The organism is Neobacillus sp. GCM10023253 (genome assembly GCF_042653105.1).
GTDB lineage: Bacteria > Bacillota > Bacilli > Bacillales > Cytobacillaceae > Neobacillus > Neobacillus citreus.
In genome coordinates, this window is record NZ_JBHSHV010000006.1 from 175,904 (window position 1) to 193,048 (window position 17,145).

The following is a 17,145-nucleotide window of genomic DNA, read 5'->3' on the forward strand; positions in this document are numbered from 1 at the left end:
ACTTATTTTTACTTAAAAATAAAGGAAGTTTTTCCGGTTATACCATCTAAATCTTTGGATTTTGGGCTATTTCGAGCAGTTAACCGAAATATATTCGCTTATCTCTGCTTTTTAAGCTTCCTTTTTATAAATAGCCGTAAATACTTCGCCTATGAATTTTCATACCTACGCGAAAATCAACAATCAATAATAACAGAGCCAACAACTAAACACTTATGATCCATTTCAAAATGTAATGCTAATTGGGTTTCAATAAAAGGAGGCTGGGATCTGGATGATTTAGAACGGCTTATGTAGTTCCCAGCAATATGTGATAAGTAAATTAGGAAATGGCAACTTTACTTGGTACTACTTTGTTCACTTGCTCACCAAGGTCGATGGTTCCATCTGCACTTCTGATTTGGCAGCGAATCACGTCACCATCTTCAAGATATTTACCATTGTTTATTTGGCTTTCCACAAGTAAGTCTAATTTCTGTTGGTATGGGAGTGCTAGGCTTGAAATTTGACCAAGTACATCTGGAGAAAGATTTAAGGCGACACCACCTGTTGTGCCCGTGATAATTAAATCTCCTTTTGATAGATTCATGATTTCTGATAGTTCAGTAAGTGTCTCTGCTGGTTTGAAAAGCAGTTGGTTCGTGTTGGCCGATTGGCGAAGCTCATCATTGACAAAACATTTTAATTCAAGGTCATGAATGAGAGCGATTTCATTTTTGTCTAATAAGTATAGGTACGGCCCTGTAGGTCCAAATGTTCGGTAGCTTTTCCCTTTTAACCATTGACCTTCACAAAGTTGGACATCCCTTGCGGATACATCGTTCATAATGACAAGACCGGCAACATATTGATGAAGGGTTTCATCTGTCACTTCTACGGCTTGAGAAATCTCAGTTCCGATTACTAATCCCAATTCAATTTCATAGTCTAATAGCTGCACATGGGAAGGTCGGATAATTTCCGAATAGGCTCCGCAAAGAGAGCTATCTGCCTTGCTAAAAATCAGGTTAAACGGCGGGCGCGTTGCTTCCAAGCCAGCTTCAGCACGGTGAGATGAGTAATTAGCCCCTTGGCAGACAATTCTTGCCGGTTGGGTTACCGGGCTTAGGACAGTCACTTCATCTAGTGAAATAGTCTCCCCAATTCCACTTTCTTTCACTTTTCTAGCCTCTTCTGCACCTTCTTCTAAAAATTGCGCTAAAGTGCTATAAGTATTTTTTAGGGCAATTATTTGATTGTTTGAAACAACACCCCAATACTCTTTACCTTGCTTTTCGAATCTTACAACTTGTAATCCCATTTTTTTGCTCCTCTCTATGTCGAACTATTTTTAGTAAAAAGTTAGCTTTAAAACCCGTATATTTTATCTAAAATTCTTTTCACACGTAAGATTAAATCCGTCATTTTTTGCCGGGCCAACTCTTCATCCCTTGCCATGACGGCGTCGTAGATAGCACGGTGTCGATCCAGCACTTCTTTTGTTGGCGTATCATATGGTGATTCCGGAAAATCCTTGGCAGCCTTTATCGTTTTTTCACGGCTTTTCACTAGCGCTTTTCGAAGTGTTTTAACCGTGTTTATAATGAGATCGTTGTAGGAAGCCTGCAGGATTCTTTCATGGAAATCATAATCCGCACTTGCCCAGGCCTTTTCATCCCCAAGCGATTGCTCCAGACGCTCAAAAGCATCTGTTATTTTTAGCATGTCTTGATCAGTTGCTCGTTTAGCTGCCAATGCTGCCGCCATCGGCTCAAGACCCAATCTCACTTCTGTCAAATGCACTAAAAAGTCGGTATTATTCTCGTCCTCTATGACCCAAGTTAATACATCAAGATTCCACCATTGCCACTCAGAACGAGGAAGGACAATCGTCCCAGCTTTTTGATTTGACCGAACAAGCCCAAGTGTGGTTAATCCTTTAAAGGCTTCTCGCACTACGGTTCGACTTACCTCATATCTTTCACTTATATCTTCTGCCTTTGGTAATATCTCACCTTGAGCGAATTCCCCTGTTACGATTTTCTTGCCAAGCTCATGGACTAACTGATCACTTCTATTTTTCATTTTGTAACTTCCTCCTCCCCTGGCATGGCTTTTTACCTTCTAAATAGATACATGATATGAAATTGGTTTGGAGGTTATTTTGCAGAATAAACCATGTCGGTGCTATTAAACTTGAATTTTAACACCTGCCTTTTTAAAGGGTATGCCTGAAACCGAAAATATTAAATATTACTTATCTGAATATTATAATAAGTAATATTTATTATCTCGTCAATATATTTTCTGAATTTTTATTTTTAAATTTGAACAAATGAAGTATTAAGAGGAAGCAAAAGAACCCACCGAGACCGATTAAGAACACTCCTAAGTTTAGGTTCAAATAAAAAAACAGCTTCTGTGAATGTAAAATGGCTTTAATACACCTTCTATTCTGCCCGTGAGCGCTAGAAAAATAGCAAATCGGTAAAATAAGCAGCTTATTCTGCCCGTGAGCGCTAGAAAAGTAACGCACTGGTTAAAATAGGCGGCTTATTTTGCTCGTGCAGCCCAAGAAAAGTATCGCTCCAGCTTGATAGGATCTCAGCGGATAACTATTTGACTCTCTTCACTAATCCATTCCATACAAAATCCACATCATCTGAAACACTTGCTGCATCCTGTGCAATCCACCCAGCCAGATCCCTAAGTCTTCTTTCATCCTTTTGCAAAGGAACAATTCCCTTCCCAACCTCTAACATGATAAGGACTATTTTGTTTTTTCTATTTCTCTCCTCCTGAAGGAGGGTCTTAAATATGGTTTTAAATTCCCTTCGAATCTCGTCATTGTTTTCACGATTCTGAAGCTCAGACTCAATCCATTTTTCCCAGCCCTCCATTACTAACGTTGAACCATTCTCCCATTTTGCCTCCCAATCTCCCACACTATCTCCCTCATAAGCAGATACCCAACTGCATGGTCCATTATTTGCTTTTACTACGTTTCTTTTTCCTGAAAAGGCACCGCCGATAACGAGCTGCATACCCATTCCCCCTTCTGCTGCTCAAATGTTAAGCGAATACCCTGTCCATGTGAAATGGTAAGATCCCAAAAAGACCTGGAGGATACATATTTGGAAACAAGATAGCGGATGACACCTCCATGGGTCATAACAAGTATTTTCGCAGGGCTAGTTTCCATCGCTTGTTGAAATAACTCATTAAAAAAGGAATCAATTCTAGATTTAAATGTATCAGCTGACTCTCCATTCGGTATGGAATAAGCCTCCCAATTCTCTAACCAGTTCCGATAAGCGATCTGATTCTTTAGCTCGTCATACGTCTTTCCTTCCCAGTCACCAAAATTAATTTCTCTTAATCTACAATCAATGGAAACCTGTGACGGGATGCTTAAATAGGCTAAAGTTTCCTGACAGCGTTGTAAATCACTAGTAAATACATGATCAAAATTTAATCCTGATAACACTGTTTGCAGATTATTCAACTGTGATAGTTCGCTTCTTATTACTCCAATGTCAGAATGGCCTAAATACCTTTTCTCCTTATTCCAATTTGTTAACCCATGACGAACGAGATATAGATCCATGTGATTGCTAGTCCCCATAATTCGCCTCCTTCAATCGCTGTACCTAATAAATCTCCATTCGTCCCTTTAAAGGTATGTTTAATCCAAGCTCCAAATAAGCCAATAAATACAATGTATGCTGGCAGTAAATATAGGAAGTCATGAAAGAAGATTAATAGTACACATACAGGGATTGCTGCATACAAACAGTCAAGCCGATTTACGTTTTTCTTCCACTCCCATGCTAAGCCATGTTGTTTAGCAGTAGGCAGGTAAATCATTAAAACAACGGCTCCTAACCGTGAAAAAGCCATGATAAAAAGAAAAGAATACAGGAGGAAACCAGATTCAATCACCGAATATATCAAAAATGTTTTCCATGTTAATAAAAAAAGAAGTGAAATGATACCAAAGCTTCCGACATGTGCGTCTTTCATAATCTCCCACCTTCTCTCAAGAGGAGCATTTGAACCTACCGCATCTGCTACATCCATCCACCCATCTAAGTGTAATCCTCCAGTGAGATATACCCATAAAGAAATGATGAGCAATGTCATGAAATGTAAAGGAAGATAAGACTGAAATATGTAAAAAATGATCGTGATTATAGACCCCAGCACTATACCGACAAGCGGATAACTCCTTAATGCCCATCTGCTTGTCCGTTTGGTCCATGGACATTTAAAGGAAAGAGGAATTCGTGTTAGAAATTGAACCGCAAGTATAAATCCAAAGAAGATTTGCTTCATCAAATTTCTCCCTTCCAATACATCGGAATCCCTGCCTGGACCTGTGCAGCATGGTCTGATTGCTGAACAATCGATTGATGGAGACGCTGTAAGGTATACATATATCTTTGTACACCTTCATCGCTGGAAGGAATCCCTTCATTTACATCATTCGAAACAATTAGAAGGTGAAATTGCTTTTCACGTGCAAGACATAACCAGCGATTCACACTGTTTTCTATCATTTCCATTCTATGTTCAAGCTCGAACATGACATTACTTAACCATATGGTCAAACAGTCCATTAAAATAACATCACCTTTTTTAAATTGAGACAGAATCGGTTCAAGGTGAAAGGACTCTTCAACCGTTTGCCACTTCTTCTCTCGATCTTGCTGATGAATTCGAATCCTTTCTTCCATTTCATCATCACTTTTTTTAGCTGTCGCTATGTAATAAAGAGAACCCCTTTGATTTTCCTCCTTCATTTTATGAAAAAACGAAAGAGCCGTTTGCTCTGCTAAATGACTTTTCCCCGACCTAGCACCACCTGAAATAAAGAGGATCATGACTCATTTCTCCACTTTTGAAGTGCGGTTAGTAACTGTTCATTTTCTAAGTTTGACCTTATGGCAATTCGTAAGAACTCACCATTTAGTCCTTTAAAGTTATGAGTGTGCCGCGTAAGTATTCCGTGCTCTAATAAAAAGGAATAAAGCTCGTCAGTTCGTTGCGGCTGTTTCTTATCCCGCAAAAGATAAAAGTTTACTTGTGACGGGGAAAGGTAAAATCCTAATGAAGTTAATCTCTTAAACACATTTCGAGATTCCTCATGCAGCCATGCTCTTGTTTCATCAACAAAACTACGATCTTCAAGTAATCTAGGAATTAACGCATCTACTAAAGAGTTAATACTCCATGGAATTTGTTCGTTTTTCAATACACTTATGATAGTTGGATGGGCCATTATATATCCGATTCTCAGCCCAGGGATTGTATACATTTTTGTTAAAGAACGTAATAATATTAAATGTGGGTAAGACGATAACCACGGAGTAAGTGTAGGAATGGATGTCGGTAGAAAATCGACAAAGGCTTCATCCACTACTACATATGTACCAGTTTTTTTACCCACTTCTAACAAAAGCTGCAATTCTTCTTCCGCTATTACCGTTCCAGTTGGGTTATTAGGGCGGCAAAGAAACAGAACATCTTTTTCGATAAACTTTTGTTGAATCAATTGGACTGGTAATGTAAATCCACTTTCATGACCCACTAAAATATCTTCCACATCAATATGGTAATGATGACAGGCTCGTTCATATTCCAGGAAGGTAGGGTGAGCAATGAGCGCTTTCCCTCTTTCGAAATATTTTGCTACTAAAAAAATGGCCTCTGCTCCCCCATTTGTTAATAGGACCTGGTCTTGGTCTATACCTTCATGCTCTGCTACCGAAGCGCTACTATTCGAATAAGTTGGCTCTGGATAACGTGTGATCGTCCTATAATGTTCATGTAATGCATCTTGCATCCAAGAAGGAGGTCCTAAAGGGTTTAAGTTTGCGCTAAAATCTAGCAAAGCTTTATCGCCTTCTATATGGAAGAGTTTTTTTATTGTTTCAGGTTGTCCGCCATGATTTGGCCATTTCATCATTTTCACCTCATTTTCACGATCTAACTAACAGGAGCAAGCTTACACCGATCAGAAAAAATACAATCCAACCTCCATGCATAATTCGAATCGCTTGTTCGATATCGGAGCGCACCAAATTCCTTAAAGGATCTCCCATTTGTGCACGAACTGACTTTTTTCCCCGATAGTAATTGATTCCACCTAGCTGAATTCCGATTAACCCCGCTGCCATTGCCTCTGACCAGCCACTATTTGGACTGGGGTGTTTTCTTGCATCCCTCCACGTTATGTTCCATCCATTGCTCTTTTTAGATCCTTTTATAAAAAAAGCTGCAAGCCACATCGAAAGGGCTGTTAGCCTCGCGGGAATCCAGTTTACTAGATCGTCAAGCTTGGCTGATGCCCATCCAAATTGCATGAATCGCTCATCTTTATGTCCCACCATAGAATCTAATGTATTGATTGCACGGTACACCATCGCAAGTGGTGCTCCTCCAATGATGGCCCAAAATAATGGCGCTGTTATGCCATCGACCGTATTCTCGGCAACAGTCTCAACAGTTCCTCTAACAATTTCACTCTCCGGTAAGATGTCCGTGTCACGACCTACGATCATACTAAGCTTTAATCTTGCTTCAACTAAATTCCCATTCACTAAAGGAACTAGGACTTCTTTTGCAGCAGACGAAAGACCTTTTATCGCAATCGTAGTGGAAATAAGATAGATCTGTGCAAAAACACCAACAAATGGATGTAATTGATAGGCGACAAAGACGAGAAATAAGGAAACGAAAAAAACGAGCAGAACAACTGTTGCGGTAAGGCAAATCCCTTTCCAGACTCTGCCTTCTCCTCTATTCCAGCTCTTTTCTAAAAATGTGATTAATTTTCCTATTAGTACGACAGGATGCGGAAGCCACCTAGGATCACCAATCAACAAATCTAATACAATCGCTGAAGATAAAATCGTGCAGAATATAATAGTTGGCTCATATACCATTACCATCATTTCGATTCCTTTTGAAAGTCCGTTATTAGCTTATTAATTCGGTCTAACTGGATATTTTCTCTCACAACCTTGGCTAATACATCGAATCCTTCTTCTCTTTTTTGGGAAAAAGAGACTCGGTTCTTGATCGGCTCTAATCCTTTCTTTAACCTTATCTCATTTAGAAAAACCTCACGGAATAGATCATTATGGAAAATACCATGAAAGTACGTCCCAATCATTCGTTTGTCCTTTGTTATCGTTCCTTCCCTTCTGTCAGCTAACTGAACAAAATGGTCACATTCTTCTTCAAAGTACGATTCACCCATATGAATCTCATAACCCGCAACTGGAATGCTTTCCTCGCCAAAACTGGCCATTCCTTCAGAATGAACGGTTGTCTTATGGGTGGTCATGGAGGTTTGCATCGGAAGGAGCCCTAGTCCTTCTACACTTTTATGTGATGATTCAACTCCGTATGGATCTTCGATTCGATTTCCTAACATTTGATACCCGGCACAAATGCCAATAATCATCGTATTCTTTTGTGCTAAATCCAAGATCCGATTGGCTAGTCCTGTGCTGTGTAAAATCATCATATCCTCAATGGTATTTTTACTCCCAGGTAAAATCAGTAAATCCGGTTCTCCTAAGTCTTCTACAGCTTTTACAAAGCGAACATGACAATCCTTTTCCTCAAAAAAAGGATCGATATCAGTGAAATTAGATATCATGGGATGCCGTATAACCGCAATATCAATTTCCTTTGTAGCATCGAGTTTAGAAGTATAGTTGTTTAACACAACTGAATCCTCTGCTTCAATTAGTAAGTTCTCGATATACGGAACAACACCTAAAATCGGAACGTCAGTATATTCTTCAAACCAGGTTAATCCCGGCTGTAGTAATGATACATCACCTCTGAATTTATTGATGATGACACCAATTACTCTTTTTCGATCTTCCGGTTCTAGCAGCTGCAAGGTTCCTACTAAACTGGCAAATACTCCACCCTTTTCAATATCTCCAACTATAATCACGGGTGCGTTAGCGAGTTGGGCCACCCGCATATTAACAAGCTCCCGATCATTTAAATTAATCTCAGCCGGACTGCCTGCTCCCTCAATAACGATCCGGTCATAACAAACAGACAATTTCTCATATGAATCTCGAATTAATGCTAAGCCTTGTTGAAAAAAGTCCTGGCGGTACTCTCCTGCCTTCATATTTTTAAATGGCTTTCCATGAACGACAATTTGCGATTCGCAGTTACTGCTTGGTTTAATCAAAATCGGATTCATATCCGTTGTTGCAAGAATCCCAGCTGCTTCTGCTTGCACACCCTGTGCACGACCGATTTCTTTCCCATCAAAGGTAATATAAGAATTTAAAGCCATATTCTGTGATTTATAAGGGGCTGTTTTAAAGCCATCCTGAACAAATATCCGGCATAAAGCGGTAACAAGCGCACTTTTTCCAGCATCAGAATGAGTACCTTGAATCATTAAAGGAACAGCTTTCCCCATAAGCATTCACTCCTTCATTTTGGGTTTTGCACCTTAAAATTCAATTCCTTTTACAGCTGGTATGCCCTCATCGTAGTAATGCTTTTCCACTTCAATAACAGATACTAGATCCGCAATCTCTCTAATTTCCCGCTTGGCATCTCTTCCTGTCAAAACGAGATGAACATGGGACGGTCTATTTATTATTAGATCCATCACTTCATTTAGTGGTAAAACATCTTCAATTGGAAATGTATCAATTGCTAAGGCATTGTTTAATTCATCTAAAATCACTAAATCATATTCTCCGCTCATTACTGTTTCCTTTGCCTTTGCCCAACCTGTCCTTAACGCTTCTCTGTGCTCATCAGGGGTTTTTGTCCATGTGAATCCTCTTCCTAGCTGTTCCATCTCAACCCCAAGCTTACGTAAGGCAATTTGTTCCCCGTACGAACGCTCTGGTGATTTTATAAATTGATAAATCTTTACTTTTAACCCTCTACCAACTGCTCGTACGGTTAAACCTATTGCTGCTGTCGTTTTTCCTTTACCGTGACCTGTGTACACAAGTGTTAAGCCTTGTTTCTTTTTGTTAACTTGTTCCATGTGTGAGCCTCCTCGTTTTGTGAAGTTTTCATTCGTCATTTTTTGAAATTCCTGCTGAGTGAAAGGTTGCCATTTCTTTTAGCATTAATGTAGCCGATTGGATAATAGAATGGGAAATGGCTGCACCTGTTCCTTCTCCAAGTCTTAGTCCTAAATCAATAATCGGCTTCTTCCCTAATAGTGAAAGGGCTGTTTTGTGACCAGGTTCAATCGATTGATGCGTGACAATCATATAGTCATCAACACCAGGAGAGATTGATTTGGCAATTAAAGCTGCAACGGTACATATAAATCCATCTACTAGAATCGGTACTCTTTTGTTCGCCGCAGCAAGCATTGCACCTGCTATTCCGGCTATCTCTAGTCCTCCCACTTTTGCAAGGATATCAATTGGATCAGTTGGATTAGGGTTTCTCCTTTCAAGTGCCTGTTTAATAATTTCGGCTTTATGTAATAAGGTTTCATCCGAAATTCCAGTCCCTTTACCTACTAGTAAAGAAATATCTCTACCGCTAAGAACAGCTAAGATGGCACTGCTTGAAGACGTATTTCCAATCCCCATCTCGCCGAGGATGAGACACTGTGCTCCTTTTTTGATGATTTGTAAGCCCTGCTGGTAACCTACTTCAATCGCTTGTTCAGCTTCTTCCCGGCTCATCGCATCCTCACGATAAAAATTGCCAGTACCATAACGAATCTTTTTATTTATTAGACTCTCATGTTCAATATCGTTTACTACGCCGATGTCGATTACCTCAAGTAAGGCACCTATTTGTCTACTAAAGACATTGATCGCAGCACCACCATTTAAAAAATTCCGAACCATTTGCTCTGTCACGGCTTGCGGATAGGCAGAAACACCTTCGTCGGTAATTCCATGATCCGCTGCAAAAACGAGGACTCCAGGTGGTGTTACACTTGGAAATGCTTCGTTTTTCATTTCTGCTAGTTCAATTGCCAATTCCTCCAGCCTCCCAAGGCTTCCGATTGGCTTTGTCAACGTATTAATATAGTCACTAACCTGTCTTCCCATTTCCTTGTTAATTTTTGGAATCGATTCGAAAAGTTTCTTCATCCTATTCTCCTCTTACTAGCTTTAAACTCTAAACATTTTTCAATCCAATTCTCAACCAGCGCTGGATTGGAGCCAAAGTGAAAATGGGTGTAGCCAGCTGCTAAGTTGTGTTGTAGATATCCTTCCTTGCTTACACCCCGCATCCCTTTCGTTTCATAGGCATGTGGCAGCTTCTCTTCGTTAGGCAAAAAGGAGGAATAATGAAATTCATGCCCTCTTGCTTTTTGGTTTTTTAGAATAAAATTGTCATTCAGACCACTAATCTCTCTGTACCCTAGAGCTTGCAAAGATGTTTTCATTTGTACCTCGCCTGGGATTACCCCAATCATTTGATACCTCTTCTTTTCCGTTGTTTCGATTGACTCGGTTAAATACATGAACCCGCCACATTCAGCAAGAGTAGGTAATCCAGCTTCAATTTCATTTTTGATAGAATCCTTTGTCATTTCATTACATTCAAGGACATGAGCGAATTCCTCTGGGAAGCCTCCTCCTATATAAAGGCCATCAACATCTTTTGGCAGTTCTTCATTAGCCAAAGGAGAAAAATAAACAATCTCTACACCATTCGCTTCCAACATTTCTAGATTCTCAGGATAATAGAAATTAAAGGCTTCATCCTTTGCAACTGCCATTTTCATGATCTTTTCTTTCTTCTGTTCAAACATGGAGGTTTTTTCACTTACAGGTAGCGGCTCAGCAACAGCTAATTCAAGCAGCTTGTCCATATCAATCGTCTCTAAAACCAAGTCTCCTAATTGATCGAAAAATGGAATAAGTTCTCCTCGTTCAATAGAAGGAATAAGTCCAAGATGTCTTTCTGGGATTTCAATGTCTAGCTCGCGTTTCAAATAGCCGATCACAGGAACATGACATTCCTGTTCAATCGCTTTTTTGACAAGCTGAAAATGTCCTTCGCTCCCAACTTTGTTGGCAATTACTGCTGCAATCTTGGGCCCTTCTGCAAACATTTGAAACCCCTTCACGATCGCCGCTGCACTTCGGGCCATACTTTCACAATTGACAACGAGCAATACAGGACTTTTGGTTATGATACTGATCTCTGCCGTACTGCCTTCATTCGTTTCCGGACTTTTCCCATCAAAAAATCCCATCACTCCTTCTATAATCGAAATATCAGCTCCACGACTTCCATGCGTGAAAATATCCAAAACTCGATCATGTGTAAGCATCCAACTGTCTAAATTACGAGAAACTCGATTGGTGACAGATTTATGATAAGAAGGGTCAATATAGTCAGGACCGCATTTAAAGCCTTGAACCGTTAAACCGCGCTTTCTTAACGCTGCCATTAAACCAATTGTCAGTGTTGTTTTTCCAACACCGCTTCCCGTACCTGCAACTACTATTCTATTGATGGACATAGCTATTCCTCCGCTTTCTGATGATTCCTTCTTTACCTCTCTTCATAGGAATTGTACGCTCCGCTATACTTTCTCCTTGAAGGATGATTTGTGGTACACCACAAACGGGGTGCACCATTACAATTGGTGTAGTACCGTAGACTTGTTGAATCAAATCTGCTCGAATGATATGCTTGGGAGCTCCAGCCGCTACTACTCTCCCATTATGTAACAGCAGCAATCGATCACAATACAGGGCTGCTATATTTAAATCATGCAGAACCGCGATAACGGTCATATCATCTTCTTGCTGCCATTCTCGAATCCGATCCATCAAAAGTACTTGATGACCAATATCGAGATAGGTGGTCGGTTCATCAAGCATTAGAAGCTTTGGCTGTTGTGCCATCGTCTTTCCAAGAGCTACTCGCTGCCGCTCCCCCCCGCTTAGGCTTTCGAGCAGGCGATCACTCAACTCAGATAACTCCATTTTCTCGATAATGGAATCGATAAGTGGTTCAATTTCTGTTTTTTCTTCACCGAGCCAATTTTGAAAAGGAAACCTCCCCATTTCGATAACCTCTCTTACCGTAAATCCAATTGGAGGTAGAGATTCCTGCTGCAATACTGCCAGCCACTTTGCTAATTCCTTGCGGGTATAAAGTTCAATCTGTTTCCCATTTAATTCAATTCTTCCGGTCGTCGCACGATCCACTCCCGACAATAGCTTTAGCAATGTAGACTTGCCGCTTCCGTTTGGTCCAATGATCCCCAAGCATTCTCCACGTTTGACAGAAAAACTAATTTCATCAAGCACAGACTGGTTATCAAACCGTTTACTTAAGCTTTCCACTTCAATAAGCATCCATCAACTTCCCCCTGTCATTTGCTTGCTTCTACGAAGTAAGTACGCAAAGAATGGAGCGCCAAGAAATGCGGTCACAACCCCGAGCGGAATCTCCGTTGGGCTAAGTAAGGTACGGGCAATCGTATCTGCCCAAAGGACATATATGGCACCGAATATCACGGACAATGGCAGTAATAATCGGTAATCCGGCCCAACTATAAGCCTCACTAAGTGTGGAACGACAAGTCCGACAAAACCAATCGTTCCTACGATTGATACTGCGGCAGCGGTGATTAGGGTGGAAACGACCAACACCACTAGCCGTGTACGTTTAATGTTGACACCTAAATGTGCTGCCTGCCGCTCTCCTAATGCAAACAAATTTAATGTACGTCCATATGACAGCAACACCACGATTCCAATTGCTAAATAAGGCATGAGTACAAAGGTAAATGACCAACCTCTTAGGGCTAAACTCCCCATCAGCCAAAAGACGATTTCATTCACCACTTGATCGGACATTGACACCATAAAGGAAACAAGTGACCCTAGAAAAGCAGAAACGACAACCCCAGATAAAATGATGGTTTCTAGTTTAAATTTGCCATGTACATTTGCTAAACGGAGTACAACAAGTAAACTAATCAGCCCTGTCACAAATGCAACCAGTGGTATCGTCCAATTACCAAATAAACTAGTATGATACCCGAATAAAATGATGAAAGCAGCACCTACCGCTGACCCAGATGCTACCCCTAATGTATACGGATCTGCTAACGGGTTGCGTAACACTCCTTGAAAGCCAGCACCAGCAAGTGATAAGCACGCCCCAACAAGAATGGCAAGAAAAACCCGTGGCAAACGAACTTTTAAAATGATTTGCTCAGCTGATTCAGGCCAGTTGGAATCTATGAGACTATGTAAAAAAGGCAGCTGGTGTAAGAGAATTCCCCAAACTTGCGAAAGCGGCAGATTAGCAGAACCAAGCGATAAACTAATGACCCCTGAGAAAAGAAGGAGAACGAAACCCGCTCCCCCCCATATTGCTAATCTTCTTTTCATTTCTTAAACGATTCCGGATAAATGGCTTCAGCGATTTGCTTCAGTGCATCTGTTATTCTCGGTCCAGGTCTGGACATAATATTTCCTTCGATCCCCGTCAGTCGACCTTCTTGAATAGCTGTAATCTTATCCCAGCCGCTTCTAGATTTAATTAATTCCTCTAGCGGTTTGCCAGACTTATCATCAACAACATTTGCGGAGTAGAGAATGACATCCGGGTTGTCCTGAATGATCTTCTCTTCATTGATGGCATTCCAGCCTTTCATATCTGAGGCAATATTAACGCCGCCAGCCATCGTAATCAGTTCATCCATAAATTCACCCTTGCCAACCGTCCAACCTGGAGAAAATTCAATATAGACTTTTTTCTTATCTTCTTCCTTAATTTTTGCAGCAGCTTCTGTTACTGTGCGAATATCCACCTTCATTTGTGCCACGAGTTCTTCTGCTTTTTCCTGAGTATCTGTAATGATACCAATTTGGATAATATTATTTAAAATATCCTCCATCTTTTTAGGCTCAGTTTTATATAACTTAAGGTCTAAACCACGAAATTTTTCAGCAATATCATCCTTCATTGAAATGCCACCGATTACTAAATCCGGATTAGCCGCTATAATGGCTTCCTCATTTGGCTTTGTCACCCCGCCTACTTTTGGCTTTGCCACTGCTTCTTTAGGGTAATCATCAAAATCAGATACACCGTAAATTTTATCGCCTAGGCCTAGAGCGAAAAGAATTTCTGTCTCCGATGGAGAGGTAGATACAATACGTTCCGGCGCCTTATCAAAAGTTATTTCAGTACCCGTCGCATCCTTCACTGTAAGCGGGTAAACGGTTGCTTTGTCCGTTACCTCTTTCGTTGCTGTTTCGGATTTTTGGTTTTTATCTGCACCTGAAGAATCTTTTGTTGTCCCACATGCGCTGATCGTCACCATCATTACTACAGTCAAAATTAATGCCAAAAACTTTCTCATTACTCAATTCTCTTCCCTTCGTTTATAGTTCGAGATGAGCTTGATATCTTGAAGTCTTTCCCATAACAACGAAAAAGCCCTGCTTCCATTCGGAAACAGGGCGCGCGAAAATCAGAAAAAATAAACATATTTATACTGATTATGCCGATCCTTTTCCGCGAAGGATTTCGTTGGCAAGCTTAATAGGCAGGTTTCCTGGCTTACGGGTAACATGACTTCCTCTCCTTCCCATTCCTTAGCTGGAACAGTGGTATTGCGAGGTTATCCCCGAATAACAGTGGCGGGACCGCGCCGGATTCACACCGGCTTCCCTTTTAACCTTATCCAATGATAAGGCACCTACTAGCTATGTCAGATTCAATTGGTCAAGCAAATTACTCAACTAGTATTATAGCAAATACTTCATGAGAAGCAAATATTTGGTTTAGGGATCAAGGAAAAGACCATGCTTACTAATTAAGAAAGGGGGCACATTTACTTCCTTCTATCATCGATTTGGGGAAAGATATTCCTAATTAAATTAACATAATATAATTATTGATTTAAGAAATAACGACTAACTGAGTCCAGTAAGCTGAACTCAGTTTGTAGTAACTATCTAATGATTAGTTTGTGAGGACATAATCGTTAAATTCTTTAACTTCTTCCGTTAACACGTCTTGTTGCAGCAAGGTGCCGCAGGAAGGACAAATTGCTTCGTGTAGTTCAGCCTTCCCAGATTCCCGGGGCTGGACATAAATCCCCAGTTCAGACATCGTTTCCACTAAATCAGCTTTTCGCTGTACGGCTCCTTCCTTCCAGTTCATATTGCTTTCGGACAGTTCATGATCGCAGAAGTTACAAGAAACTAATTTTTTGCCTGCTTTATGGACAAATTTTAACGGAACCTTTAATTTCTCCTGTTCAGAGACCTCAACTTCAGGATTCCGGCCGATCCGGTCACGACGAATGGAGCGGCGTTTTTCATGGCTTGCCTCTAAGTCAACTCTTCGTTCAGATGCATTCCAGATTACTCCATACGCTTTTTCAGCCAGATCAGGGGTAATATATTCATCCTGTAAATCTTTTTCCACTATCGCAATCGGACGCAATAACGGATCTCCGATTCCGGCCCCACCGCCTGTCACTTGCTTAAACACTGCCTTTGGTCCAAGAGGCATTCCGGCAATATGGTTGGGAAGGGTCGTATAATTGGTAAGCTCATTAGGAATTGGCAGACGTCCATGTTCAGCAATGAACTGGTTGATATCAAATTCATCAATCTTATTAAAAGAACTCGTTCCACCCGGGTATCCGCCCAGAGTGCCATGTGCAGGCATTTCGGCACAGGCGTTTTCAATGGTACCGAGTAATCCTTGATTGTTGTACGGCATCCAGGCATAATCCATTCCCTGACCGCCGCGATGATATCCGGGACCTCCGGAATTCACGTTAATTTTTCGGTAAAAATAAAACATCGGGTACAGCCCTTCATTTGTTTCCACATCAGGAATTCCATTATTCTGCTGCATTTCAAATGCGCCAATATCCAGTCCATCGCAGGTAGCCTGGGCACCCACACCGCCAGAACCGCAATCAAATGCAGGAAACGCTGTATACTGGCCATATTGATCCAACCCGACCCAAGAATTCCCCGGCCAATTGTTGTGACCAATCGCAGCAACCCGGTTCCTAAGCCAAGGATTTTCGCTGAGCTGCAACGCTTTAAAAATTCCCTCGTAAAAAGCTTTACCCGCTTTTCCTGTTGTTTCCATGTGCCCGCACGAAACAGGAGCCGGGATCACAGGGTTTACAATCGTTCCAGGCGGTCCGAGTTCAATTGTGAGCGGTCGCAGCATTCCTGCATTGACCGGGATATCACAGCCAATGGTCATCGCAATGACGCCATACAATCCTCCATAAATAGCACCTGGTCCCGCATTGATAAACCCATCTGCCTGTGGGGAGGATCCACTTAAATCAACATGGAGGTGATCTTCTTCCACTGTTAATTTACATTCCACCGGATAGAGATTATCTGCTCCATGACCATCGTACTCCACCCATTCTTTTGTGTGATAAACTCCATTTGGAATATCCCGGATGCGTTTGCGAATCGTTTGTTCAGCTAAATCCTTGTTAATTTCACAATACCGCTTGTAATCCTCTAAACCGTATTTATCTATCAGCGCATTAACCCTTCGTTCGGCGGTAATATTGGCGGCGATTAAACTTTTCACATCATTAATGACAGGGATTGGAAGGCGAACATTGTTCATCAGGATCCTTTGGATATCCCGATTCATTCTTCCTCTTTCCATAATCCGAACAGCAGGGAAGCTGATTGCTTCACTATATACATCATAAGCTGCAGGCGCCCATCCACCTGGCGACATTCCGCCAACATCGAGAACGTGAGCGTTAGAAAATGACCATCCGACCAATTCATCCTGATAAAAAATCGGTGAGATAATCCCAACATCCCCTTGGTGAATAGCCCCGGCGGAATAAACATCATTACAAATAAAGGCGTCCCCCGGATGAATATCCTCGAGCTCATATTCCCGTAAGACAGCTTGTACGCCAATTAACGAAGAGCCAATATGGGCTACAACGTAACCGGAAAAAGCAATATGTTCACCATTCACATCAAAGACAGCTGTGGAAAAATCCTGCGCCTCCGTTAAGACTGGAGAACCGGAAGTCCGCAATAGTGTGGTAGCCATCTCTTCCACAACACTTTTCAACCGTGATTGAATCACCTGGGCGGTAAATGCATCAAACTCTTTTTGTGGTTGGACTTTTTCCATTGCCAT

16 protein-coding genes and 1 riboswitch are annotated in these 17,145 nt (G+C 41.2%); all 16 genes read right to left on the reverse strand.

Annotated features, from left to right (window positions below; genetic code table 11):
- Positions 1 to 322: 322 nt before the first annotated feature.
- The 16 genes from ACFPA1_RS08270 to ACFPA1_RS08345 all read right to left on the reverse strand — a co-directional run bounded on the left by ACFPA1_RS08270 (position 323) and on the right by ACFPA1_RS08345 (position 17,145).
- Positions 323 to 1,300: a fumarylacetoacetate hydrolase family protein gene (locus ACFPA1_RS08270; protein ID WP_378582004.1), complete on the reverse strand. Its 978-nt coding sequence runs from the start codon at positions 1,298 to 1,300 to the stop codon at positions 323 to 325.
- A 47-nt stretch (positions 1,301 to 1,347) separates the two neighbouring features.
- Positions 1,348 to 2,064, reverse strand: a complete 717-nt coding sequence (locus tag ACFPA1_RS08275; protein ID WP_378582005.1) for a FadR/GntR family transcriptional regulator — start codon at positions 2,062 to 2,064, stop codon at positions 1,348 to 1,350.
- 530 nt (positions 2,065 to 2,594) lie between these two features.
- A complete protein-coding gene (locus tag ACFPA1_RS08280) occupies positions 2,595 to 3,023 on the reverse strand; it encodes a bifunctional adenosylcobinamide kinase/adenosylcobinamide-phosphate guanylyltransferase (RefSeq protein ID WP_378582006.1) in 429 nt (142 codons plus the stop codon).
- Entirely contained in the window at positions 2,978 to 3,604 is a 627-nt protein-coding gene (locus ACFPA1_RS08285) for a histidine phosphatase family protein (RefSeq protein ID WP_378582007.1), read from the reverse strand. The genes ACFPA1_RS08280 and ACFPA1_RS08285 overlap by 46 nt, the downstream gene beginning before the upstream one ends.
- Positions 3,556 to 4,314, reverse strand: a complete 759-nt coding sequence (gene cobS, locus ACFPA1_RS08290; protein WP_378582008.1) for an adenosylcobinamide-GDP ribazoletransferase — start codon at positions 4,312 to 4,314, stop codon at positions 3,556 to 3,558. The genes ACFPA1_RS08285 and cobS overlap by 49 nt, the downstream gene beginning before the upstream one ends.
- Entirely contained in the window at positions 4,314 to 4,862 is a 549-nt protein-coding gene (locus ACFPA1_RS08295; protein ID WP_378582009.1) for a bifunctional adenosylcobinamide kinase/adenosylcobinamide-phosphate guanylyltransferase, read from the reverse strand. The genes cobS and ACFPA1_RS08295 overlap by 1 nt, the downstream gene beginning before the upstream one ends.
- Positions 4,859 to 5,947: a threonine-phosphate decarboxylase CobD gene (gene cobD / locus ACFPA1_RS08300; protein ID WP_378582010.1), complete on the reverse strand. Its 1,089-nt coding sequence runs from the start codon at positions 5,945 to 5,947 to the stop codon at positions 4,859 to 4,861. The genes ACFPA1_RS08295 and cobD overlap by 4 nt, the downstream gene beginning before the upstream one ends.
- Positions 5,948 to 5,960: 13 nt before the next feature.
- Entirely contained in the window at positions 5,961 to 6,935 is a 975-nt protein-coding gene (gene cbiB, locus ACFPA1_RS08305; protein ID WP_378582011.1) for an adenosylcobinamide-phosphate synthase CbiB, read from the reverse strand.
- Positions 6,932 to 8,440 carry a cobyric acid synthase gene (locus ACFPA1_RS08310; RefSeq protein ID WP_378582012.1) on the reverse strand — a complete coding sequence of 503 codons (1,509 nt, stop codon included), beginning with the start codon at positions 8,438 to 8,440 and terminating at the stop codon, positions 6,932 to 6,934. The genes cbiB and ACFPA1_RS08310 overlap by 4 nt, the downstream gene beginning before the upstream one ends.
- Before the next feature lie 33 nt (positions 8,441 to 8,473).
- Positions 8,474 to 9,025 (reverse strand): cob(I)yrinic acid a,c-diamide adenosyltransferase, encoded by a 552-nt coding sequence (gene cobO, locus ACFPA1_RS08315; protein WP_378582013.1) that lies wholly within the window; start codon positions 9,023 to 9,025, stop codon positions 8,474 to 8,476.
- A 28-nt stretch (positions 9,026 to 9,053) separates the two neighbouring features.
- Entirely contained in the window at positions 9,054 to 10,100 is a 1,047-nt protein-coding gene (gene cobT, locus ACFPA1_RS08320; protein WP_378582014.1) for a nicotinate-nucleotide--dimethylbenzimidazole phosphoribosyltransferase, read from the reverse strand.
- Positions 10,097 to 11,485: a cobyrinate a,c-diamide synthase gene (locus ACFPA1_RS08325; protein WP_378582015.1), complete on the reverse strand. Its 1,389-nt coding sequence runs from the start codon at positions 11,483 to 11,485 to the stop codon at positions 10,097 to 10,099. Before ACFPA1_RS08325 ends, cobT begins: the two co-directional genes overlap by 4 nt.
- Positions 11,472 to 12,329: a heme ABC transporter ATP-binding protein gene (locus tag ACFPA1_RS08330; RefSeq protein WP_378582016.1), complete on the reverse strand. Its 858-nt coding sequence runs from the start codon at positions 12,327 to 12,329 to the stop codon at positions 11,472 to 11,474. The genes ACFPA1_RS08325 and ACFPA1_RS08330 overlap by 14 nt, the downstream gene beginning before the upstream one ends.
- 3 nt (positions 12,330 to 12,332) lie before the next feature.
- A complete protein-coding gene (locus ACFPA1_RS08335; RefSeq protein WP_378582017.1) occupies positions 12,333 to 13,373 on the reverse strand; it encodes a FecCD family ABC transporter permease in 1,041 nt (346 codons plus the stop codon).
- Positions 13,370 to 14,350 (reverse strand): ABC transporter substrate-binding protein, encoded by a 981-nt coding sequence (locus tag ACFPA1_RS08340; RefSeq protein WP_378582018.1) that lies wholly within the window; start codon positions 14,348 to 14,350, stop codon positions 13,370 to 13,372. The genes ACFPA1_RS08335 and ACFPA1_RS08340 overlap by 4 nt, the downstream gene beginning before the upstream one ends.
- A gap of 167 nt (positions 14,351 to 14,517) precedes the next feature.
- Positions 14,518 to 14,708, reverse strand: a riboswitch (cobalamin riboswitch).
- Between the two features lie 247 nt (positions 14,709 to 14,955).
- Positions 14,956 to 17,145: a hydantoinase B/oxoprolinase family protein gene (locus ACFPA1_RS08345; protein WP_378582019.1), complete on the reverse strand. Its 2,190-nt coding sequence runs from the start codon at positions 17,143 to 17,145 to the stop codon at positions 14,956 to 14,958.